The sequence below is a fragment of the Miltoncostaea marina genome (assembly GCF_018141525.1).
Classification (GTDB): domain Bacteria; phylum Actinomycetota; class Thermoleophilia; order Miltoncostaeales; family Miltoncostaeaceae; genus Miltoncostaea; species Miltoncostaea marina.
Genome location: NZ_CP064655.1, coordinates 3,240,474 through 3,260,178 on the forward strand (window position 1 = coordinate 3,240,474; position 19,705 = coordinate 3,260,178).

Annotated in this window: 17 protein-coding genes and 1 pseudogene; 7 read left to right on the forward strand and 11 right to left on the reverse strand. The window is 77.7% G+C overall.

Features of this window, described 5'->3' with window-relative positions:
* The first annotated feature begins 249 nt into the window (after positions 1 to 249).
* Positions 250 to 969, forward strand: a complete 720-nt coding sequence (locus ITJ85_RS16370; RefSeq protein WP_217914176.1) for a helix-turn-helix domain-containing protein — start codon at positions 250 to 252, stop codon at positions 967 to 969.
* On the opposite strand, the gene ITJ85_RS16375 is transcribed toward ITJ85_RS16370, so the two are convergent.
* On the reverse strand, positions 936 to 1,913 hold the full coding sequence (locus ITJ85_RS16375) for a magnesium transporter (protein WP_217914177.1): 978 nt from the start codon (positions 1,911 to 1,913) through the stop codon (positions 936 to 938). The two genes, ITJ85_RS16370 and ITJ85_RS16375, sit on opposite strands and share 34 nt — an antisense overlap.
* A gap of 101 nt (positions 1,914 to 2,014) precedes the next feature.
* Between ITJ85_RS16375 and ITJ85_RS16380 the strand changes: the two genes are divergently transcribed.
* Positions 2,015 to 3,337 (forward strand): MFS transporter, encoded by a 1,323-nt coding sequence (locus ITJ85_RS16380; protein ID WP_425517126.1) that lies wholly within the window; start codon positions 2,015 to 2,017, stop codon positions 3,335 to 3,337.
* On the opposite strand, the gene ITJ85_RS16385 is transcribed toward ITJ85_RS16380, so the two are convergent.
* The 8 genes and pseudogenes from ITJ85_RS16385 to ITJ85_RS17565 form a co-directional block, all read right to left on the reverse strand.
* Positions 3,285 to 4,229, reverse strand: a complete 945-nt coding sequence (locus ITJ85_RS16385) for a lysylphosphatidylglycerol synthase domain-containing protein (protein ID WP_217914179.1) — start codon at positions 4,227 to 4,229, stop codon at positions 3,285 to 3,287. The two genes, ITJ85_RS16380 and ITJ85_RS16385, sit on opposite strands and share 53 nt — an antisense overlap.
* Positions 4,230 to 4,257: 28 nt before the next feature.
* Positions 4,258 to 5,493, reverse strand: coding sequence for a VLRF1 family aeRF1-type release factor (locus ITJ85_RS16390; RefSeq protein WP_217914180.1), 1,236 nt, complete (start codon positions 5,491 to 5,493; stop codon positions 4,258 to 4,260).
* Positions 5,494 to 5,502: 9 nt separating this feature from the next.
* Complete coding sequence (locus ITJ85_RS16395; protein WP_217914181.1) at positions 5,503 to 5,766, reverse strand: acyl carrier protein; 264 nt, start codon at positions 5,764 to 5,766, stop codon at positions 5,503 to 5,505.
* Entirely contained in the window at positions 5,763 to 6,857 is a 1,095-nt protein-coding gene (locus ITJ85_RS16400) for a 2-oxo acid dehydrogenase subunit E2 (protein ID WP_217914182.1), read from the reverse strand. Before ITJ85_RS16400 ends, ITJ85_RS16395 begins: the two co-directional genes overlap by 4 nt.
* The gene (locus ITJ85_RS16405; RefSeq protein ID WP_217914183.1) at positions 6,850 to 7,839 is read right to left on the reverse strand and encodes an alpha-ketoacid dehydrogenase subunit beta; all 990 of its coding nucleotides are present in this window, start codon (positions 7,837 to 7,839) and stop codon (positions 6,850 to 6,852) included. Before ITJ85_RS16405 ends, ITJ85_RS16400 begins: the two co-directional genes overlap by 8 nt.
* Positions 7,836 to 8,867, reverse strand: coding sequence for a pyruvate dehydrogenase (acetyl-transferring) E1 component subunit alpha (gene pdhA, locus ITJ85_RS16410; RefSeq protein ID WP_217915976.1), 1,032 nt, complete (start codon positions 8,865 to 8,867; stop codon positions 7,836 to 7,838). Before pdhA ends, ITJ85_RS16405 begins: the two co-directional genes overlap by 4 nt.
* Positions 8,864 to 10,213, reverse strand: coding sequence for an AMP-binding protein (locus ITJ85_RS16415; protein ID WP_217914184.1), 1,350 nt, complete (start codon positions 10,211 to 10,213; stop codon positions 8,864 to 8,866). Before ITJ85_RS16415 ends, pdhA begins: the two co-directional genes overlap by 4 nt.
* 67 nt (positions 10,214 to 10,280) lie before the next feature.
* Positions 10,281 to 10,853: pseudogene (locus tag ITJ85_RS17565) on the reverse strand (AMP-binding protein); the annotation flags it as partial.
* On the opposite strand from ITJ85_RS17565, the gene ppsA reads away from it, so the two are divergent.
* Together ppsA and ITJ85_RS16430 are read left to right on the forward strand one after the other, a co-directional pair.
* Positions 10,810 to 13,137 carry a phosphoenolpyruvate synthase gene (gene ppsA, locus ITJ85_RS16425; protein ID WP_217914185.1) on the forward strand — a complete coding sequence of 776 codons (2,328 nt, stop codon included), beginning with the start codon at positions 10,810 to 10,812 and terminating at the stop codon, positions 13,135 to 13,137. The pseudogene ITJ85_RS17565 and the gene ppsA sit on opposite strands and share 44 nt — an antisense overlap.
* 43 nt (positions 13,138 to 13,180) lie before the next feature.
* Positions 13,181 to 13,939, forward strand: a complete 759-nt coding sequence (locus ITJ85_RS16430; protein ID WP_217914186.1) for an SDR family oxidoreductase — start codon at positions 13,181 to 13,183, stop codon at positions 13,937 to 13,939.
* A gap of 45 nt (positions 13,940 to 13,984) precedes the next feature.
* On the opposite strand, the gene ITJ85_RS16435 is transcribed toward ITJ85_RS16430, so the two are convergent.
* Together ITJ85_RS16435 and ITJ85_RS16440 are read right to left on the reverse strand one after the other, a co-directional pair.
* Positions 13,985 to 14,428: an Hsp20/alpha crystallin family protein gene (locus tag ITJ85_RS16435; protein ID WP_217914187.1), complete on the reverse strand. Its 444-nt coding sequence runs from the start codon at positions 14,426 to 14,428 to the stop codon at positions 13,985 to 13,987.
* 138 nt (positions 14,429 to 14,566) lie between these two features.
* Positions 14,567 to 15,643 (reverse strand): class I fructose-bisphosphate aldolase, encoded by a 1,077-nt coding sequence (locus tag ITJ85_RS16440; RefSeq protein WP_217914188.1) that lies wholly within the window; start codon positions 15,641 to 15,643, stop codon positions 14,567 to 14,569.
* A 166-nt stretch (positions 15,644 to 15,809) separates the two neighbouring features.
* On the opposite strand from ITJ85_RS16440, the gene ITJ85_RS16445 reads away from it, so the two are divergent.
* The 3 genes from ITJ85_RS16445 (at position 15,810) to ITJ85_RS16455 (ending at position 19,674) form a co-directional block, all read left to right on the forward strand.
* The gene (locus ITJ85_RS16445; RefSeq protein ID WP_217914189.1) at positions 15,810 to 16,526 is read left to right on the forward strand and encodes a cytochrome c biogenesis CcdA family protein; all 717 of its coding nucleotides are present in this window, start codon (positions 15,810 to 15,812) and stop codon (positions 16,524 to 16,526) included.
* Positions 16,523 to 17,590, forward strand: a complete 1,068-nt coding sequence (wecB, locus tag ITJ85_RS16450; protein WP_217914190.1) for a non-hydrolyzing UDP-N-acetylglucosamine 2-epimerase — start codon at positions 16,523 to 16,525, stop codon at positions 17,588 to 17,590. Before ITJ85_RS16445 ends, wecB begins: the two co-directional genes overlap by 4 nt.
* 149 nt (positions 17,591 to 17,739) lie before the next feature.
* On the forward strand, positions 17,740 to 19,674 hold the full coding sequence (locus ITJ85_RS16455; RefSeq protein WP_217914191.1) for an Ig-like domain repeat protein: 1,935 nt from the start codon (positions 17,740 to 17,742) through the stop codon (positions 19,672 to 19,674).
* The last annotated feature ends 31 nt before the right edge of the window (positions 19,675 to 19,705 follow it).

A 19,705-nucleotide genomic window follows, 5' to 3' on the forward strand; every position in this document is an offset into this window, starting at 1 on the left:
ATGCTCCACGCACGGGGCCCTCGCCGGCGTCGGGGGCGGCGCGGCGGCGGCGCGGCGGCGGGCGCAGGCGAGGTGCGGGTTGGCCGCAGCCCGCCCGGGGCGATCCCCGCGATCGTCGCCATGAGCCTCGTCCCGGCCATGGCCGCGTTCTATCGTCGGGGGGGACCTCGAAGAAATGGCCCCGATGTCCCCATCGGGGCGTCCCGCGGGCTCCACCGGGCGCCCGCACGCGACGGAAGGGGGCGCACGGTGGGCGACGGGGCGGCGACCGGCGGGGCCGCCGGCGCGGTGGACGCCCTCGCCCCCTCCCGGCACCTCCGCGCCGCGGCGCTGGCACGCCCGGCGGCGCGGCGCATCGCCGAGCTGCTCGCCGTCGCGCGCGGGCCGCTGACCGCCGGCGAGATCGCCGTCGCCGCCGGTCGGCACCACAGCGGCGTGCGCGGCCACCTGGCGGCCCTCGAGGCCGTCGGGCTCGTCGAGGGGCGGACCGACCCGGCCCGCGGGCGCGGCCGGCCGGCGCGCCGCTACCGGCTCGTGCCCGACCCCGACGGACGCGAGGCCGACGGCCATCGCGAGCTGGTGCGGCTGCTGATGGCGCTCGTCGGCCGGCTCGCGCTGACGTCCGAGGAGGTGGAGCGCTTCGGCGTGGAGCAGGGCCGCGCGGTGCCGCGCCCCGGCGGCGGCGTCGCCGAGCTGTGGACCGCGCTCGAGCGCCTGGGGTTCGCGCCCCGGCCGGGCGCCGGGGGGCCGTCCCGCGAGATCATCCTCGACCGGTGCCCCTTCATCGACGGGGTCGAGGCGCCGGGCGGCCGGCTGATCTGCGCCCTCCACCGTGGCCTCGCCCGCGGCATCCTCGGCACGGCCGCCGCCGGGGTCGTCCTGGAGGACCTGATCGCGATGCCGCCGCGCGGCGCCGGCTGCCGCCTGCGGCTCGCTCAGCCGACGATCACGGTGGCGATCGAGAAGTAGATCAGGATCGAGAGCAGGTCCTGGATCACGGTCGCGAGGGGGCCGCTGCCGAAGGCGGGGTCCACCCCCACGGCGCTGAACAGGCTCGGGAGGGCCATGGCCACGACCGTCGCGGTCGTGCACGCGGCCAGCAGCGCGAGCGCCACCGCGGCGATCACCTCCGCGTCGCCCCAGGCGGGCAGGCCGATCGCCACGAACGCGGCGGCGATCACCGCGCCCACGATCACGCCCGTCAGGAGCTCCCGCCGCGCGATGCGGCGGATGCCCACGCCGACCGACAGGCCGCGGATGACGAGCGCCTCGGTCTGCGTGCCGACGGCGTCGGCCATGTAGACGATCCCCGGGATGAACAGGGTCAGCAGCACGTTGCGCTCGAGCTCGTCCTCGAACCGGCCCACGATGACCGCGGCGAGCAGCGCGCCGGCCAGGCCCAGCAGCAGCCAGGGCAGGCGGTGCCACACGCGCCGCGGCACGCGCTCCTCGCTCGCCTCGCGCGCCGACCGACTGCCCGCCGCGTACCCGCCGAGGCGCGCGAGGTCCTCGTCGTGCTCGCGCAGGAGCACGCCGAGCAGGCGGTAGGGCGGGATGAGGCCCACGAACCGGTCGTCGTCGTCCACCACGGCCATCGTGCCCTCGTGCCGGCGCACCGCCCGCCACGCCGCGACCTCCTGGTCCGCGCCGGGCGCGATGCGGGGCGGGTCGGCGTCCATCCGCTCCCGCACCGGCTCGTCGTCGGGGGCGGCGACGAGGTCGACCATGCGCACGAGCCCGGCCAGCCGGGCGCCGTCGAGCACGGCGAGGGCGTCGACGCTCTCGAAGCGCCGCCCCGCCATCGCGCGCCGCACGTCGCCGGCCCGGTCGCCGGCGGAGCAGGTCGGCACATCGGCGACCGCGAGGGCGCCGGCGACGTCGAGGGGGACGGCGGGGGCGGCGGTGTCCGGCATCGGACCTCCTTCGGTGGGCGTCCCGCCGACGATACGAGCGGGGGGCGGCGGGCGCAGGCGTCCGAGGCGCCGCCTTGCGCCCCGGGGCCGGCCGCCCCACGATGGCGGGCGTGCCCGCGCCCGCCCGCCCCACCGCCCCGCACGACGCCGCGCGCGTGCAGCGACGCACCCTGACCGCGCTCGTGGCGGCGCAGGTGCTGGGGGGCGTGGGGCTCGCGGCCGGGGTGGCCGTGGGCGCCCTGCTCGCGCGGGACCTGCTCGGCGGCGACACCTTCACCGGCGTCCCGGTGGCGGTGGCGACGGCCGGGGGCGCGCTCGGCGCGCCCCCGCTCGCGCGCCTGATGGACGCCCGCGGGCGGCGGCCGGGGCTGGCGCTCGGCTACCTGCTCGGCGCCGCCGGCGCCGCGGTGGTGGTCGCCGCCGCCGCGGCCGGCAGCTTCGCGCTGCTGGTGGCCGGCATGGCGCTGTTCGGCGCCGGCAACGCCGCCAGCCTGGCCGCCCGGTTCGCGGGCGCCGACCTGGCGCCCGCGCCGGCCCGGGCGCGGGCCGTCAGCACGGTGCTGTTCGCGACCACCTTCGGCGCGGTCGCCGGGCCGACCCTGATCGACCCCACCGGCGCCGCGGCCGGCGCCGCCGGCCTGCCCGCCCTGGCTGGGCCCTTCGCGCTGTCGGCCCTCGCGTACGCGTCGGCGGCGGCCGTGGTCGCGGTCGCGCTGCGCCCCGACCCGCTGCTCACCGCCCGGGCGCTGCGCGCGCCGGTCCCGGCCCCGCCCGCGCCCGCGGATGCGGGCGGGGGCGGGGGCGGCGGCTGGTCGGACCTCGCCGGCGGCGCCGCCCTCACCGGCGTGTCGGCGATGGTCGCCGCCCAGCTGGTGATGATCGCGGTGATGACGATGACCCCGCTCCACATGCGGGGGCACGGCCACGGGCTGACGGTCGTCGGGCTCGTGATCAGCGTGCACATCGCGGGGATGTACCTCCTCTCGCCGCTCGTCGGCCTGGTCACCGACCGCCTCGGGCGCATGCCCGCGCTGCGCGCCGGCGCGGCGTGCCTCACCGCGGCCGGGCTGCTCGCGGCGCTCGCCGACCCGTCGGCCACGGCCGCGCTGATGACGGCCCTGTTCCTGCTCGGCCTGGGGTGGAGCCTCTGCCTGGTGGCCGGCAGCGCCCTGCTGGTCGACGCCGTGCCGCTGGAGCGGCGCACCGGCGCGCAGGGCCGCTCGGACCTGCTGATGGGCCTCGCCGGCGCCACGGGCGGACTGGGGTCGGGCGCGGTGCTCGGCGCGGCCGGCTTCTCCGCGCTGGCGCTCGCCGCGGCGGTCGTGTCGATGGTCGTGCTGGGCCCCCGGTGGGTCCGTGCGCCGGAGGCGGTCAGCGGTCCGCGGGGCCGCGACCCCGCGCCAGGGCCCACTGCTCACGGATGAGGCCGCGCGTGCCGCCCCAGCCGATCGTCGCCGCGAGGGCCACGGCGCCGAGCGCCACGTTCCAGGCGGTGAGGATTGCCTGCTGCCCGAGCGAGTACGCCGCCACCGTGGCGGTCGGGGCGACGTCGGCGAGCACCACGGCCGCCAGCGCCTGCTGCGTGCCCACGCCGCCCGGCGTGACGGCCACGAGCGTCGAGACCGACATCACGGCCACGACGAGGAACACGGTGCGGGGGCTCACCGGCACCCCGTAGGCGCGCATCAGGACCGCCACCAGGGCGAGGCGGGTGGTCCACGCGGCGAGCTGGGGCAGCAGCACGCCCGCCGCGTAGCGGCGCGGCGAGCGCAGGATGGCGGCGCCCTCGCGCGCGTCGGCGAGCGCCCGGCGCAGGCGGCGGCGCAGCAGCCGCGCGACGACGAGGCCCGCGGCGGCGGCGGCGAGCGCGAGCGCCGCCGCGAGCGCCGGCCGGTCGAGGAGCGCGCTGAAGTGCACCTCGCTCGCCCCGGGGAAGGTCGTGAAGAGGAACGCGTACACCGCCGCGCCGGCGGCGCCGTAGAAGAGGGTCTGGACCACCTGGGCGCCGAGCAGGCCCGGCACGGTCGACCCCGGCACCATGCCCCGCAGCAGCCCGAGCATGGCCACGGTGCCGGCCTGGGCGGGCAGCACGTGGTTGAGCGCGTCGCCGCCGGCGTAGACGCCGAAGACCGGCGGGTACCGGACGCCCCCCGCCGGGTACGCCGCGCGCAGGATGTTGCGCCACGCGAGGGCGTTGAGCCCGGCGATCAGCGTCTGGAGGGCCACCGCCGCGAGCAGCGCCCCGGGGGACACGCGGCCGAGCTCGTCGCCGACCCGCGCGAACCATCCCGCGATCTCGCCGAGGACGCCGCCCACCGGGCCAGGCTACGCCCGGCCGTCCGCGCTACCAGCGCAGGACGGCCGCGACGCCCCCGTGCTCGGCCAGCCGCGCCGCTGCCTGGCCGTCGACGGGGACCACCCGCCCGGACGCGTCGAGCGCCATCTCCACCATGCGCTCGTCCAGGCGCGGCTCCGGCTCCAGCTCCTCGGGACGGACGCCGTCCGGGACGATGCCGAGCGGCGCGATGCGGCCGTCCGGCGCGCGCACCCCCTCGATGGCGCGGCCGGCCTCGATCAGCAGGACCTCCACGCGGCCCTCCACGAGCGCGGCGCCGACGGCCTCGGGACCGGTCGCGCCGCGGCCGCCGGCGGCGGCGCCGGCCAGCGCGCGCTCCACCAGCTCCAGCTCGCGGCGCCGGTGGTGCTCGGTCAGGGCCGGGGCGATGGCCTCGGCGAGCTGGGCCGGGCGCTGCCACTCGAAGGTGCCCTCGACCGCCAGCGCCTCGAGCGGGGCCGTCTCGGGGACCGCCTCGACGAGCGGCCCGGTCAGCCGCGGGTCGCCGATCACGACCATGCGCTCCCAGCCGCGCTCGACGGCGATGCGCAGGACGTCGTCGGCGGCGCCGGCCACGAAGCGCACCTGGTGGTCCTCGAGCTTGCGCTCGAAGCGGTCGCGCTGCGCGGTGCCCGACTGCTGGTACATGGACCCGGTCGACGGGCCGCCGCCCGGGCCCGCGCCCCCGGCGGCGGTGGCGGCCGGATTGCTGCCCGGCGTGCCGGCCTTGCGACGCCAGGTGCTGGTGTCGATGTCGAGCTCGAGCTCCTCGACCTCCTCCGCCGCGCCCATGCGCAGGTCGACCACGCGGATGGCCTCGCGGGAGACGTTGACGACCCCCGTCGGCCGCGCCTCGTCCATCGCCCGCAGCAGCGGCCCCAGGTGCGCGCGCCGGTCGAGCACGACCGTCGTCGCGAGCGGCACCTGCACGGCGAGCTCCTCGGCGGGCCCGCCGGAGAGCGGCGCGAAGAGCGCCCTGCCGCGGCCCGGCGCGGCAGGGTCGGCGAGCGCGGCGATGCGCGGCTCCAGCCGGTCGAGCGCCGCGTGGACGGCCGTCCAGCGGTCGTGCGCCTCGGTCCGCCGGATCGCCTCGCGCAGCTCCCCGAGGCGGTTGTCGACCTCGATCGCCCACGCCGGGCGGGCGCCGGTCACCCCCTCGGGGTCGGCGTCGACGTACACGGACAGCACGCCGAGCGGGTCCTCGAGGCGGGTCAGGGCGGCGAGGTCGGGTCGTGTCGTGTCCATGCCCTCCGCCTACCCGTCCCGCGCGCCGGGCGAACGGCGGGCGGCGAGGTACGACGCCCCCGCGGCGAGCGTGGCGAGCCGCGGGTAGTCGCGCTCGGGCACCGCGACGCCCGCGCGCTCCTCCACCCCGGCGACGAACGCCAGGAAGTCCATCGAGTCGAGGTCGACCTGGTCGAGCAGCGGCACGTCGGGCGCCAGCCCGGCGGCGTCCACCTCGGGCGCGACCTCGCCGAGCGCGGCGAGGAGCACGGCGGCGGCGTCGGCCTCGGTCACAGCAGCTCCGGCCGTGCCAGGAGCGCCTCCATCCGGCGCAGGAAGCGGCCGCCGCGGCGCCCGTCGCTGACCCGGTGGTCGCCGGCCAGCGTGAGCGTGAGCACGGGGCGGGCCTCCAGGCGGCCGTCGACCACCCACGGGCGCTCGACGACGCTGCCGGCGCCCACGAGCGCCACCTGCGGCGGGTGGATCACGCCGTGGACCGCCTCGACGCTGCGCTCGCCGAGCGCCGTGAGCGTGATGGTCGCCTCGGCCGCGTCCGACGAGCGGATGACGCCGGACCGGGCGCGCTCGACGACGGCGCGCACGCGCGCCATCAGCTCCTCCGCGCCGGCCTCCCCCGCGTCGCGCACCGCGGGCGCGACCACGCCGCCGCCGCGCAGCGCGACGGCGAGCCCCACGTGCACCGCGCCGGCCGGCGCGAACCGGCTCTCGATCCAGTGCCCGTTGACCTCGGGCACGTCGCGGGCCGCGAGCGCGATCGCCCGCACGAGGAAGGGCGTCAGCACCAGCCGGTCGGCCGCCGCGCGCCCCTCGTTGGCGCGGCGCAGCAGGTCGGTCACCGGGCCCGCGTCGATCGTGTGGAGCAGGTAGTAGTGGGGGATCTCGCGCTTCGCCCGCGCCATGAGCGCGCCGGTCGCCCGGCGCAGCGCCTCGGCGCGGTCCGGCGCCGGCGGGCCGCCGTCGGCCGCGCGCTCCACGTCGGCGACCGTGATCGCGCCGCCGGGCCCGCTGCCCGCCAGCCCGCCGAGCTCCACGCCGCGCGCCGCCGCGGCGCGCCGCGCGGCCGGCGAGGCGCGCACGCCGGCGGGCGCGGGCTCGGGGGGCGGCGCCGGCCGCCCGGGCGCCGGCGCGGCGGCGCCGGCCAGGCGGGCGATCGGCCGGCCGACCGCCACGCGGGCGCCCACCGGCTCCAGCAGCCGCTCGACGACCCCCGCCTCGTAGGCCTCGATCTCGATCGCGCCCTTGTCGGTCTCGACCACCGCGACCACGTCGCCGCGGGCCACGGCGTCGCCGGGGCCGACGAGCCACTCGACGAGCACGCCGTCCTCCATGTCGGCGCCGAGCGCGGGCATGAGGATCTCAGGCACCGCCGACCAGCCCCCGCACGGCCGCCACCACGTCGTCCGCCTGCGGCATGGCCGCCCGCTCGAGGTGGCCCGCGTACGGCATCGGCACCTCGGCGCCGCAGACGCGCGCGACGGGCGCCTCCAGCTCGTAGAAGGCCTCCTCGGCGACGTGGGCCGCGACCTCCGCCGACAGGCCGCACGTGCGCCAGCCCTCGTCCACGACGACCACGCGCCGGGTGCGGCGCGCCGACGCGAGGATCGCGGGCCGGTCGAGCGGGCGCAGCACCCGCAGGTCGAGCACCTCGGCCTCGACGCCCTCCGCCGCCAGGCGCCCCGCCGCCTCGGCCGCGACCGCCACCGTGCCGCCGTGGGCCACGAGCGTCACGTCGCGGCCGGGCCGGCGCACGGCGGCGGACGCGATGTCCACCGGGGCGGGCCCGGGCGGCAGCTCGCCGCGCAGGTTGTAGAGGCCGGCGTGCTCCACGATGACCACCGGGTCGGGGTCCGCCAGCGCCGGCCAGAGCATGCCCCGGGCGTCCTCGATCGTGGCGGGGGCCAGCACCCGCAGGCCGGGGACGTGGGCGTACCAGGCCTCCAGGCTGTGGGAGTGCTGGGCGGCGACCTGCCGCCCGCCGCCGGTGGCCATGCGGATGACCAGCGGCACCCCGAGGCGGCCGCCGGACATGTGGCGCATCGCGGCCGCCGTGTTGACCACCTGGTCCAGCGCCAGCAGGCTGAAGTTGATCGTCATGACCTCCACGATCGGCCGCATGCCGGCCAGCGCGGCCCCGATGCCGGCGCCGACGAAGGTCAGCTCGGAGAGCGGGGTGTCGCGCACCCGCTCCTCGCCGAACTCCTCGAGCAGCCCCGCCGAGACGGCGTACGAGCCGCCGTAGCGGCCGACGTCCTCGCCCATCAGGAAGACGCGGTCGTCGCGGCGCAGGGCCTCGCGGATCGCCTCGCGCACCGCCTCGCGGTAGGTCGCCGGCGCCGCGGCGCTCACAGCGCCTCCTCCGCGTGGACGAAGCGCAGGAGGTCCTCCACCGGCTCGGGCGTGCCGGCCGACGCGATCGCCACGGCGGCCGCGATCTCCTCGGCGACGCGCCGCTCGGCCTCGGCCGCCGCGTCGTCGTCGAGCGCGCCGGCGGCGCGCAGCCGGTCGCCCTGGACGGTCAGCGGATCGCGCCGGCGCCAGCGGGCCACCTCGGCCTTCGAGCGGTAGCGCTCCGCGTCGTACATCGAGTGCGCGCGGAAGCGGTACGTCTCCAGCTCGAGCAGGGCCGGGCCGGCGCCGTCGCGCACCCGGGCGGCCGCGGCGCCGGCCGCGTCCGCCACCGCCTCGACGTCCATGCCGTCGACCGCCTCGGCCGGCATGCCGTAGCGGGCCGCCAGGCGCGCGACGCGCGGCTCGGCGAGCGCGCGCGTGATCTCGGTGCCCATCGCGTAGCGGTTGTTCTCGCAGAGGAAGAGCACCGGCAGGCGCCAGAGCGCCGCGAGGTTGAGCGACTCGTGCCAGGCGCCCTCGGCGACGGCGCCGTCGCCGAAGAAGCAGGCGGTGACCGCGCGCCGCCCGCGCATGCGGTCGGCGAGGGCGACGCCGACCGCGGTCGGCAGGCCGGCCGCGACGATCGCGTTGCCGCCGTAGAAGCGCCGCGACGGGTCGAAGAGGTGCATCGAGCCGCCGCGGCCGCGCGAGCAGCCCTCGGCCATGCCGAGCATCTCGGCCATCAGCGACCAGGCCGGCATGCCGCGGCAGAGCGCGTGCGCGTGCTCGCGGTAGGTGGCGACGACGGCGTCCTCGGGCCCCAGCGCCGCCATCGCCCCGGCCGCCACCGCCTCCTCGCCCACGTAGAGGTGCAGGAAGCCGCGGATGCGCCCGGCCGCGTACAGCTCCGCGCAGGTCTCCTCGAACCGCCGCACGAGCAGCATCCGCCGCCACAGCGCGAGGCCGTCGCGCGCGCCCGCGGGCGCCGAGGGCGCCGCGGGCGCGCCGGCGCCGCCGGGCGGCCCGTCCGCCGGCCGGCCGGTCATGCCCCCGCCTCCAGCGTCGAGACGTCGCCCTCGGGCAGGCCGAGCGCGCGGTCGCGCAGCAGCCGCCGCATGGTCTTGCCGCTGCGGGTGTGGGGCAGCCGGTCGCGGAAGGCGACGGTCTTCGGGGCGATCGCCGCGCCGAGCCGGGCGCGCGCGAAGCCGCGGATGTCGCGGGCGAGGGCGTCGGAGGGGGCGACGCCCGCGGCCGGCACGACGAAGGCGGCCACCGCCTGCCCGGCGACCGGGTCCGGCAGCCCGACGACGCCCGCCTCCGCCACCGCCGGGTGCTCCATCAGCACGCTCTCGACCTCGAAGGGGCCGATGAGGTGGCCGGCCGACTTGATGACGTCGTCGCCGCGGCCCACGAACCAGAAGTGGCCGTCCTCGTCGCGGCTCACGAGGTCGCCCGACCGGTACCAGCCGTCGGTGAAGCAGGCGCGGTAGCGGTCCTCCTGGCCCAGGTAGGCGCGGAACATCGACGGCCAGCCCCGCCGCAGCGCGAGCTCGCCCTCCACCCCCGCCGGCGCCTCGACGACGGCCCCGTCGCGCACGAGCGGGCGCCCGTCGTCGCCGAGCGCGAGCACCGTGGCGTCGACGCCGGGCAGCGGCAGGCCCATCGAGCCGGGCCTGATCGGCAGCGCGGCGAGGTTCGCGATCATGATCGCGCCCGTCTCGGTCTGCCACCAGTTGTCGTGGATCGGCAGCCCCAGCGCGTCGACGCCCCAGCGGACGGCCTCGGCGTCGAGCGCCTCGCCCACGCTGGCGACGAAGCGCAGGTCGGGCAGCGGGGGCCGCGGCGCGGCGCCGGCGGCCCGCATCAGCATGCGCACGGCCGTGGGGGCGGTGTACCAGACGCTCACACGCTCCTCGGCGAGCACCGCGTACCAGCGGTCGGCGTCGAACTCGCCCTCGTCGACCACGCTCGTCACCCCGTGGACCAGCGGCGCCACGATGCCGTACGAGGTGCCGGTCACCCAGCCGGGGTCCGCGGTGCACCAGAAGACGTCGCCCGGGTGTAGGTCGAGGGCCGACCGGGCGGTCGCGTGGTGCGCCACGACGGCCTCGTGGACGTGCACGACGCCCTTCGGGGTGCCGGTCGTGCCGCTGGTGAAGTGCAGCAGCGCGGGCGTCTCCGGCCGCGTCGGCGCGACCGGCGCCGGGCCGGCGGCCGCCGCCATCAGCGCGCCGAGGTCGTGGACGCCCGGCCCCTCCTCGGCGGGCCCGCCGGCCACGAGCACGTGGCGCAGCCCGGGCAGCGCCTCGCGGACGCCGCGCAGCTTCACCCGGTGGATCGCGGTGGTCGTCACCAGCACGGCGGCGCCGCCGAGCGCCATCCGCTGCCGCATCGGCTCCGGGCCGAACTGCCGAGAACAGCGGGCAGAACACCGCGCCCGCCTTCAGGGCGCCGAGGGCCGCCACGTACAGCTCGGGGACGCGCGGGGCCGCGGCGACGACGCGCTCGCCGGGGCCGACCCCCAGGCCGCGCAGCACGGCCGCGAAGCGGCCGGTCAGGTCCGCCAGCTCGGCGTAGGTGATCTCGCGGACCGCCCCCGACCGGGCGCGGTGGCGGAGGGCCACCGCGCCGGCGAGCGGGCCGGTGGCGTGGCGGTCCACCGCCTCGTGGGCGATGTTGAGGCCGCCGCCCGGCAGGCCCTCGAGCGCCGCGCGCGCCGCCGCCCACGAGAACGCGGCCCTCGCGGCGGCGTAGTCGGCGACGTTCGGCGGGACGCGCGCCCGCGACGGCTTGGCGATCGTCGGTGCCGGCATGGCGCCAGGCTCGCCGCCCGCCCCGCCGGGCGAATCCGCGTGACCACGCCGGGCCGTACGGGTTCCCCGCAGCGCGCCCGCCCGGCACGCGGATGACCGGCCGCGCGCCGGGGGCCAGGCTCGGGGGGACGAGGGCGCCCCGGCCGGGGCGCCGAGGCCCGCGGGGAGGCCCACGATGGGGACGACCACCGAGGCGACGACCGACGCCATCCGCGACATCGCCGCGCTGCGGCGGGGCGACGTCGCCTTCGCCGGCGGCAAGGGCGCCAACCTCGGCGAGCTGGTGGCCGCCGGCGTGCCGGTGCCCGAGGGCTTCGTGGTCGGCGCGCCGGCGTTCGCGGCCGCCGTCCGCGCGGCCGGCGCCTGGGCCGGGCTGGCAGGGATCGTCGCGGCGGCGGACCCGGCCGACCCCGACGGGCTGCGCGCGGCGGCGGCGCGCGCCCGGGCGATCGTGATGGACGTGCCGCTGCCGGACCCGCTCGAGGCGGCGATTCGCCGCTCGCACGCCGCCCTGGCCCGGCGCACGGGCGACGCGCCGGTCGCCGTGCGCTCGTCCGCGACCGCCGAGGACGCGCCCGGCGCGTCGTTCGCCGGCATGAACGAGACGTTCCTCAACACGGTGGGCGCCGACGCGGTCGTCGAGGCCGTGCGGCGCTGCTGGGCCTCGCTCTACGGCGCCCGCACGATCGGGTACCGGCGCTCCCGGGGCATCGCCGAGGAGGGCCTGGCGATCGCGGTGATCGTGCAGCGCCAGGTCGACGCGGCGGCCGCGGGCACGATGTTCACGCTCGACCCCACCACCGGCGCGCGCGACCGCGTCGTCATCGAGGCGGCGTACGGGCTCGGCGAGGGGGTCGTCTCGGGATCGGTCAGCCCCGATCGCTTCGTGGTCGACAAGGCGAGCGGCGAGATCTCCGAGCGGGCCGTCGGCGCGAAGGGCACCCGGGTCGTCGGCCTGCCGGGCGGCGGCGTCGCCCGGCGCGACACGACCGAGGAGGAGCGCGGCAGGGCCGCCGTCGCCGACGCGACGGCGCGCGAGCTGGCGCGGCACGCGCTGGCCATCGAGGCCCACTACGGCGAGCCGCAGGACATCGAGTGGGCCCTCGACGCCGACGGCCGGCTCTGGCTGCTGCAGTCGCGGCCGGTCACGGCAGTCGGCTCGGGCGGGGCGCCGGCCGGGCCCGGGGACGGTGGCGCCGCGACCGTCGCGGGCCTGGGCGCCGCGCCGGGGCGGGCCGCGGGCGTGGCCCGCGTGATCGCCACGCTCGACGACGGCGGGCGCCTGGGCCCCGGCGAGGTGCTCGTGACCCACATGACCGCGCCCGACTGGGCCGCCGTCATGCGCCGCGCGGCGGCGATCGTCACCGAGACCGGCGGCATGACCTGCCACGCGGCGATCGTGGCCCGCGAGCTGGGCGTGCCGTGCGTCGTCGGGGCCGCCGGCGCGACGGAGCGGATCCGCGACGGCGAGCACGTCGTGGTCGACGCCACGCGCGGGCGCGTCACGGCCGGCGCGGCCGCGCCGTCCGCGCCGTCCGCGCCGGCGCGGCCCGCCCCCCGGCCGGCCGCCGGCGGCGGCGCGGCGGTCACCGGCACACGGGTGCTGCTCAACCTGAGCGAGCCGTCCCGCGCGGCGGCCGCGGCGGCCCTCGACGCCGACGGGGTGGGCCTCGTGCGCGCGGAGATGATGCTGCTCGAGGCGCTCGAGGGCGCCCACCCCGCGCTGCTGATCGAGCGGGGGATGTCCGGCCGCGTGGTGGACCGGCTGGCGGACGCGATCACGGCGATCGCCGGCCCCTTCGCGCCCCGGCCGGTGACCTACCGGACCCACGACTTCCGCACCAACGAGTTCCGCGGCCTGGAGGGCGGCGAGGCGGTGGAGCCGGTCGAGGCCAACCCGATGATCGGCTGGCGGGGGGCCCTGCGCTACACCCGCGATCCGGCGCTGCTGCGGCTGGAGCTGGCGGCCGTCGCGCGCGTGTGGGACGCCGGCCTCGCGAACCTGCACGTGATGATCCCGTTCGTCCGCACGGCGGACGAGCTGCGCGGCTGCCGCGACCTCGTGGCCGCGTCCGGCCTGCTGGACCGGCGGGGCTTCGAGCTGTGGGCGATGGCCGAGGTGCCCTCGGTCGTCTTCAACCTGTCGCGCTACGCGGCGCTCGGGATCCGCGGCATCTCCATCGGCTCGAACGACCTCACGCAGCTCATGCTGGGCGCCGACCGCGACTCCGAGCTGCTGGCCGGCACGTTCGACGAGCGCGACCCGGCCGTCGTCGAGGCGATCGAGGGCCTCGTCCGCGGCGCCCGGCGCCTCGGGCTGGCGACCTCGATCTGCGGGCAGGCGCCGTCCGTGCACCCCGAGTACGCGGAGATCCTCGTGCGGGCCGGGATCGACGCGATCTCGGTGACGCCGGACGCGCTCGACCGCGCGCGGCGCAACGTGGCCGCGGCCGAGCGGCGGGTGCTGCTGGAGGCCGCCCGGGCGGGACTGGAGGCGCGGTGAGCGCCGCCCGCGCGGCCCCGGGCCGACGAGGGGGAGGACGATGATGAGCGAGGGCGACCCGCGGGTGGTGGTCGTGACGGGCGGCGCCGCCGGCATCGGGCTCGCGACCGCGCGGGCGTTCGCCGTCCGCGGGGCCGCGGTCGTGATCGCCGACGTGCGCGAGCGCGAGGGCGGGGAGGCCGCCCGCGCGATCGTCGCCGGGGGCGGGCGGGCGACCTTCGTCCCGACCGACGTGGCGGACGGAGGCGCTGCCGAGGCGATGGTCGCCGCGGCGCTGCGCGAGCACGGCCGGCTGGACGCCGCGTTCAACAACGCCGGCATCGAGGGCGACCCGGCGGCGGCGGCCGACTGCACCCGGGCGGACTGGGACCGGGTGCTCGCCGTCAACCTCACCGGCGTCTGGAGCTGCATGCGCGCCGAGATCCCCGCGATGCTCGAGGGGGGCGGCGGCTCGATCGTCAACTGCGCGTCGATCGCCGGCCTGGTCGGCTTCGCCGGCTCGCCGGCGTACGTCGCGAGCAAACACGGGGTCGTGGGGCTCACCCGCGCGGCGGCGCTCGACTACGCGCGGCGCGGGATCCGCGTCAACGCGGTCTGCCCGGGCGTGATCGACACGGCGATGGTGGACCGCTACACCCACGGCGACCCGCAGCTCGAGGCGGGCCTGCGGTCCGGGGAGCCGATGGGGCGGATGGGCGCGCCCGGCGAGATCGCCGACGCGGTCGTCTGGCTCTGCTCGGGCGGGGCCTCGTTCGTCACGGGCCAGGCGATCGCCGTCGACGGCGGCTGGACGGCCCGCTGAGGCGGCGCCCGGCCGCGCGCCGCGCGGGCCGGGCGCCGCGCGAGGCTACGAGCCGCCGTTCACCGGGATCCTGCGCGGGCTGCCGGCGGCCGGCTTCGGGATGGTGATCTTCAGCACCCCGTAGCTGGTGGCCGCCGAGATGTCCTCCTCGCGCGCGCCGTCGGGCAGCCGGAACGTGCGGCGGAAGCCGCCGTAGGACCGCTCGACGTGGCGGTAGCCGTCCTCGGTCACGTCCTCGGCCAGGCGGCGCTCGCCGGAGATCGCGAGCATCCCGTCCTGCACCGAGATATCGATGTCCTCGTCCTTCACGCCGGGCAGCTCGGCGGTGATCACGATCGCGTCGCCGCTCTCGTGCACGTCGGACACCGGGGTCCACGGGGGACCGGCCCCAGCCGCCCCCCCGCGCATGCGCGCCAGCGCGCGGTCCATCTCGTCGCGCAGGCTCGCCATCTCCCGGAAGGGATCCCAGCGGACGATGTCGCCGATCATCGGGCGCCTCCTCTCGTCGATGCGAGGAGGATCCCGCCGGCGCCCCGGCCCGGCATCCGGGCGGGGGCTCACGGGCGCTGCGGGGAAGCCGCACGCCTGCTCCCCGGGGCCGCCGCGCGGCCCCGGGGAGCACACGGCTCAGGCGATCGTGACCTCGGGGTCGAGGTACACGTCCTGGATGGCGTTCAGCAGCGCGACGCCGTCGGCGAACGGGCGCTGGAAGGCCTTGCGGCCGGAGATCAGGCCCGAGCCGCCGGCCCGCTTGTTGATGACCGCGGTGCGCACCGCCTGCTGCAGGTCGGTGTCGCCCGCCGAGGCCCCGCCCGAGTTGATGAGCGGGATGCGGCCCATGTAGCAGGAGGCCACCTGGTACCGGGTCATGTCGATCGGGTTGTCGCTCATCAGGTCGGAGTAGACCTTCGCGTGCGTCTTGCCGAACTTCAGGTCGAGGAAGCCCGGGGCGGCCGTCTCGGGCAGCTTCTGCTTGATGATGTCGGCCTGGATCGTCACGCCCAGGTGGTTCGCCTGACCGGTGAGGTCGGCGGCGACGTGGTAGTCGGGGCCGCCGTCCTTCGCGCTCATGGCCGGGTTGCGCAGGTAGCACCAGAGGATCGTCGCCATGCCCAGCTCGTGGGCGGCGGCGAAGGCGGCGGAGACCTCCTGGATCTGGCGCCGCGACTCCGGCGAGCCGAAGTAGATGGTGGCGCCGACGGCGACCGCGCCCAGCTCGCGCGCCTGGCGCACCGACGCGAACATCACCTGGTCGTACGCGTTGGGGTACGACAGGAACTCGTTGTGGTTGAGCTTGAGCACGAACGGGATCCTGTGCGCGTACCGGCGCGCCGCCACGCCGAGGCCGCCGAGCGTGGTGGTGACGGCGTTGCAGCCGCCCTCCATCGCCAGCTCGACGATGCGCATCGGGTCGAAGTACTCGGGGTTGGGCGCGAACGAGGCGCCGGCGGAGTGCTCGATGCCCTGGTCCACCGGGAGGATCGACACGTAGCCCGTGCCGCCGAGGCGGCCGTGGTCGAACAGGGTCTGCAGGGAGCGCAGCACGGGGACGGGGCGGTCCGACCCGGCCATCACGTCGTCGACCCAGGTCGGGCCGGGGATCGTCAGCCGCTCGGCCGGGATCGTCGTGCATCGGTGCGTGAGCAGGGCCTCTGCCTCGTCACCGAGGATCCGCTCAAGGGACGTTCCGGTCGTCGTCGCCACGCTGGCCTCCTCGCGTCGTCTCTTCGGATCTGTACCCCCGGTACGGACAACCCTAGCCCGGCCGCCCCGGCAGCGGCGGTCCACGGCGCACCCGGGGCGCGGATCGGGACGGCCGGGGTCGCCGGGCGATGACGGAACGCGGCCCGCGACGGCTACGATCGTGCGCGTGGACGAGATCTCGGTGCTCAGCTACCCGGTGGCCTTCGCCGCGGGGTTCGTCTCGTTCGTGTCGCCGTGCGTGCTCGCGGTGGTGCCGGGCTACCTGACGTTCATCTCCGGCGTCTCCTTCGACGAGCTCGGCTCGCGCACGCGCGACGTGCTGGTGCCGACGCTCGCGTTCGTGCTCGGCTTCTCGCTCATGTTCACCGCGTACGGCGCGGGTGCGGGGCTGATCGGCTACTCGTTCACGCAGGACCAGGACGTGCTCAACGTGGTCGCCGGCAGCCTGCTGATCGCCATGGGGCTCGCGATGGTGGCCCTGCCGCAGCTCGGGCTGATGCAGACGGAGCGGCGCATCCCGGTGGCCCGCCGCCCCACCACGCTCGTCGGCGCGGGCTTCGTGGGCGCCGCCTTCGCCGTGGGCTGGACCCCGTGCATCGGCCCCATCCTGGGCAGCATCCTCTCCTACGCCGCCCCCACCGGGTCGCCGGGGCTCGGCGCGAGCCTGCTGTTCACCTACTCGCTGGGGCTCGGCATCCCCTTCCTGCTGTCGGGGCTGTTCGTGACCCGCCTGATGGCCGCCTTCCGCTGGATGCGCGACCGCTGGCGGGTGGTCAACGCGGCAGCCGCGAGCGTGTTCGTCGTGATCGGCGTGCTCGTGGCGACCGGCCGCTTCGAGGTCATCACGCAGCGCCTGTCGGGCGTCGGGTTCACCGGCATATGAAGGTCGTCTCGGTGGTGGGGAACCGCCCGCAGTTCGTGAAGGCGGCGCCGCTGTCGCGCGCGCTGCGCGCCCGGGTCGACGAGGTGCTCGTGCACAGCGGCCAGCACTACGACCCCGAGCTGGCCGACCTCTTCTTCGACGAGCTCGGCGTGCCCCGGCCCGACCACGCGCTCGAGGTGGGCCACGGCACGCCCGTCACCCAGCTGGCCGTGATGCTGCAGCGGCTCGAGCCGCTGCTCGCGGCCGAGCGGCCCGACATGGTGCTCGTCTACGGGGACACCACGACGACGCTCGCCGGGGCCCTGGCCGCGGCGAAGCTCGGCGTGCCGCTGGGCCACGTCGAGGCCGGCCTGCGCTCGTTCGACCGCTCGATGCCGGAGGAGCAGAACCGGGTGGTCGCCGACCACCTCTCGTCGCTGCTCCTGTGCCCCACCGACACCGCCGTGGAGAACCTCGCCCGCGAGGGCGTCGTCGCGGGCGTCCACCAGGTGGGCGACGTGATGCTGGACGCGTCCCGCATGTTCGCGCCCGCCGCGGCGGCCCGGCCCGGCCCGGCCGCCCTCGGCCTCGAGCCCGGCCGCTACCTGCTCGTCACGGTGCACCGCGCGGCCGCCACCGACACCGAGGCGGCCCTCGACGCCCTCGTGGAGGTGCTGCGCGCGATCGACGAGCCGGCGGTCTTCCCCGTGCACCCGCGCACGCGCCACCGGCTGGAGGCGACCGGCCGCTGGGACGCGCTGGCCGGCCACCCCACGCTGCGGCTCTCGCCGCCGGTCGGCTACCTCGACTTCACGGCCCTCCTCATGTCGGCGCGCGCGGTGGTGACCGACTCGGGCGGCGTGCAGAAGGAGGCCTACTTCCACGGCGTCCCCTGCGTGACCCTGCGCGACACCACCGAGTGGGTGGAGACGGTCGAGGGCGGCTTCAACCACCTGACCGGCATGGACCCGGCCCGGGTGCGGGCGGCCCTGGCGGACCTCGCCATGCCCGCCGAGCGCCCGCCGTACTACGGCGACGGCCGGGCCGCCGAGCGCATCGCCGCGGCGGTCGCCGCGGCGGCCTGAGCACGGGGCGCCCTGCCGATCGGCGGGCGCGATCCCGACCGGGGGCGGGCCAAGCCTCGACCATCGGCCAGTTCCCGCGGGCGCCCTCGGCGGAGCAGGCTGCCGCATACACTGCCCGCGGTATCTCCACGTCCCAGGCGGCCGCCCACATGATGCATCGCTCGTCCTCCCGCCCCCGTCTCGCCGCGTCGCTCGGCGCGGCCGCGCTCGGGCTGCTCGTCGCGGCCGGGTCCGCGCTCGGCGTCTCGGCGCCCGGCGGGCTCGGCACGGCCAACGCGCGCAACGACGCGGGGCCCTGGACGTTCACCTGGTCGGCCCCGGCCGACGCGGAGCCGGGCGTCTCGTACATCGGCGGGCTGACGACCGACCCGGCCGGCGAGCCGGCGACGCCGCTCGGGACGGGCACCTCGTTCCAGACGGAGGTCGCCGACGGGCCCCAGTTCCTGCGGATCGCGGCCGTCGACTCCTCGGGCACCAGCGCGTACGCGACCCTGGGCATCAACCCGGACCGGGTCGCCCCCACGCTCAGCGCCGCCTTCGCCGGCGCCCAGGGGGTCGAGGGCTGGTACCGCTCGCTCGTCGTCCGGCTGACGTGCTCGGACATCTGCTCGGACATCACCTGGACCACCGACGGCGACTTCGCCGCCGGCGCGCAGACCGCGTCGGCGTCGGACTCCGCCGGCAACACCACCACGATCCCGCTGCCCGCCTTCAAGTTCGACGGCACGCGGCCCAACCCGCCCGGCTCCGACGCCGGCGAGCCGCTGTCGCCGGGCATCAACGCCCTGGTCGCCGACGAGCCGACCTTCTCGTGGACGCGCGGCGTGGACGCCACCTCCGGCATCGACCGCTACGAGCTGCAGTACAAGCCGGCCACCGAGGACGCCTACACCACGCTCGCGACCGTCCGCGACCCCGCCATCGGCGACCCGTCCGCGGCGCCGGCCCAGTTCTCGGAGCGCCTGCCCGAGCGCCAGCCGCTCGACTGGCGCGTGGTGACGTTCGACAAGGCCGGCAACTCGCGCAACTCGCCGTCGCAGCGGCTGACGGTCGACCCGACCACGCCCGACGCGCCGGTCATCACGGGCGGCCCCGCGTCGCCGGTCTCCAACTCGCGGCCCACCTTCACCTGGAACGGCACCGAGGACGAGTACCGCTGGGACATCACGGCCGCGGGCGCGCAGCAGCCGAGCGACTCGGGCATCGCCTTCGCCACCAGCCGGCAGGCCACCCCGCGCGCCGCGCTGCCGGACGGCGACTACACCTTCCGCGTGCACCAGGTGACCGCCGCCGGCCGGCGCAGCGCGGAGGCCACCCGGACGTTCAAGGTCGACACCATCCCGCCCGACCCGCCGCGCATCCTGGTGCAGCCGAGCTTCCCGTCGGCGACGGCCCCGGTCTTCACCTGGGCCACCGAGCCGGGCGCCTACTCGCGCTGGGTGCTGCTGAACGCGGCCGGCGAGCCCGTGGCCGGCCCGACCGACACGCCGGCGACCTCGGCGACGCTCTCGGAGCACCTCGCCGAGGGGCCGTACACCTTCCAGGTCTGGCAGATCGACCCGGCCGGCAACCTCTCGCAGCCGGCGGTCGTGCCGTTCACGGTGCTCGGCTCGCTCGCGCCCGCCCCGCCCCCGAACAGCAACGCGGCCCTCATCGCCATCCTGCCGCGGCAGAACGCCAAGCGGCTCACGCCGAAGGCGGGCAAGACGCTGCACACGCGCTCGCCCACCCTGCGGTGGTCCCGCGGCCCGCGCGGCACGAAGCTCTACAACCTGCAGGTCTTCCGGGTGCAGAAGGTCGCCGGCCGGCGCACGCCGAAGGTCACGAAGGTGCTCTCGCGGTTCCCCCGGACGCGCAACTACAAGGCGCCCAAGCGGATCCTGAAGCCGAGCACCTGCTACGTGTGGCGGGTGTGGCCGTACACCGGCCGGGCCTTCACGCCCAAGCCCGTCGGCGTGAGCAACTTCTGCATCGCCAACGCCCGCGTGGTGAAGCGCGCCGAGCTGCGGGCGAAGGCCCGCAAGAAGGCCGCCGCGCGGGCGAAGGCCCTCAGGGTGGCCCGGGCGAAGGCGCTGCGCCGGTAGCGCCCGGCCGGCCCGGGCGGCCGCCCGGGCC

Bases quoted from the DNA above. Each gene is read 5' to 3' on its own strand.
- ITJ85_RS16375 (WP_217914177.1), bottom strand. From the start codon at position 1,913: ATGCCGGACACCGCCGCCCCCGCCGTCCCCCTCGACGTCGCCGGCGCC.
- ITJ85_RS16380 (WP_425517126.1), top strand. From the start codon at position 2,015: ATGGCGGGCGTGCCCGCGCCCGCCCGCCCCACCGCCCCGCACGACGCC.
- ITJ85_RS16390 (WP_217914180.1), bottom strand. From the start codon at position 5,493: ATGGACACGACACGACCCGACCTCGCCGCCCTGACCCGCCTCGAGGAC.
- pdhA (WP_217915976.1), bottom strand. From the start codon at position 8,867: ATGACCGGCCGGCCGGCGGACGGGCCGCCCGGCGGCGCCGGCGCGCCC.
- ITJ85_RS16415 (WP_217914184.1), bottom strand. From the start codon at position 10,213: ATGCGGCAGCGGATGGCGCTCGGCGGCGCCGCCGTGCTGGTGACGACC.
- ppsA (WP_217914185.1), top strand. From the start codon at position 10,810: ATGGGGACGACCACCGAGGCGACGACCGACGCCATCCGCGACATCGCC.
- ITJ85_RS16430 (WP_217914186.1), top strand. From the start codon at position 13,181: ATGAGCGAGGGCGACCCGCGGGTGGTGGTCGTGACGGGCGGCGCCGCC.
- ITJ85_RS16435 (WP_217914187.1), bottom strand. From the start codon at position 14,428: ATGATCGGCGACATCGTCCGCTGGGATCCCTTCCGGGAGATGGCGAGC.
- wecB (WP_217914190.1), top strand. From the start codon at position 16,523: ATGAAGGTCGTCTCGGTGGTGGGGAACCGCCCGCAGTTCGTGAAGGCG.
- ITJ85_RS16455 (WP_217914191.1), top strand. From the start codon at position 17,740: ATGATGCATCGCTCGTCCTCCCGCCCCCGTCTCGCCGCGTCGCTCGGC.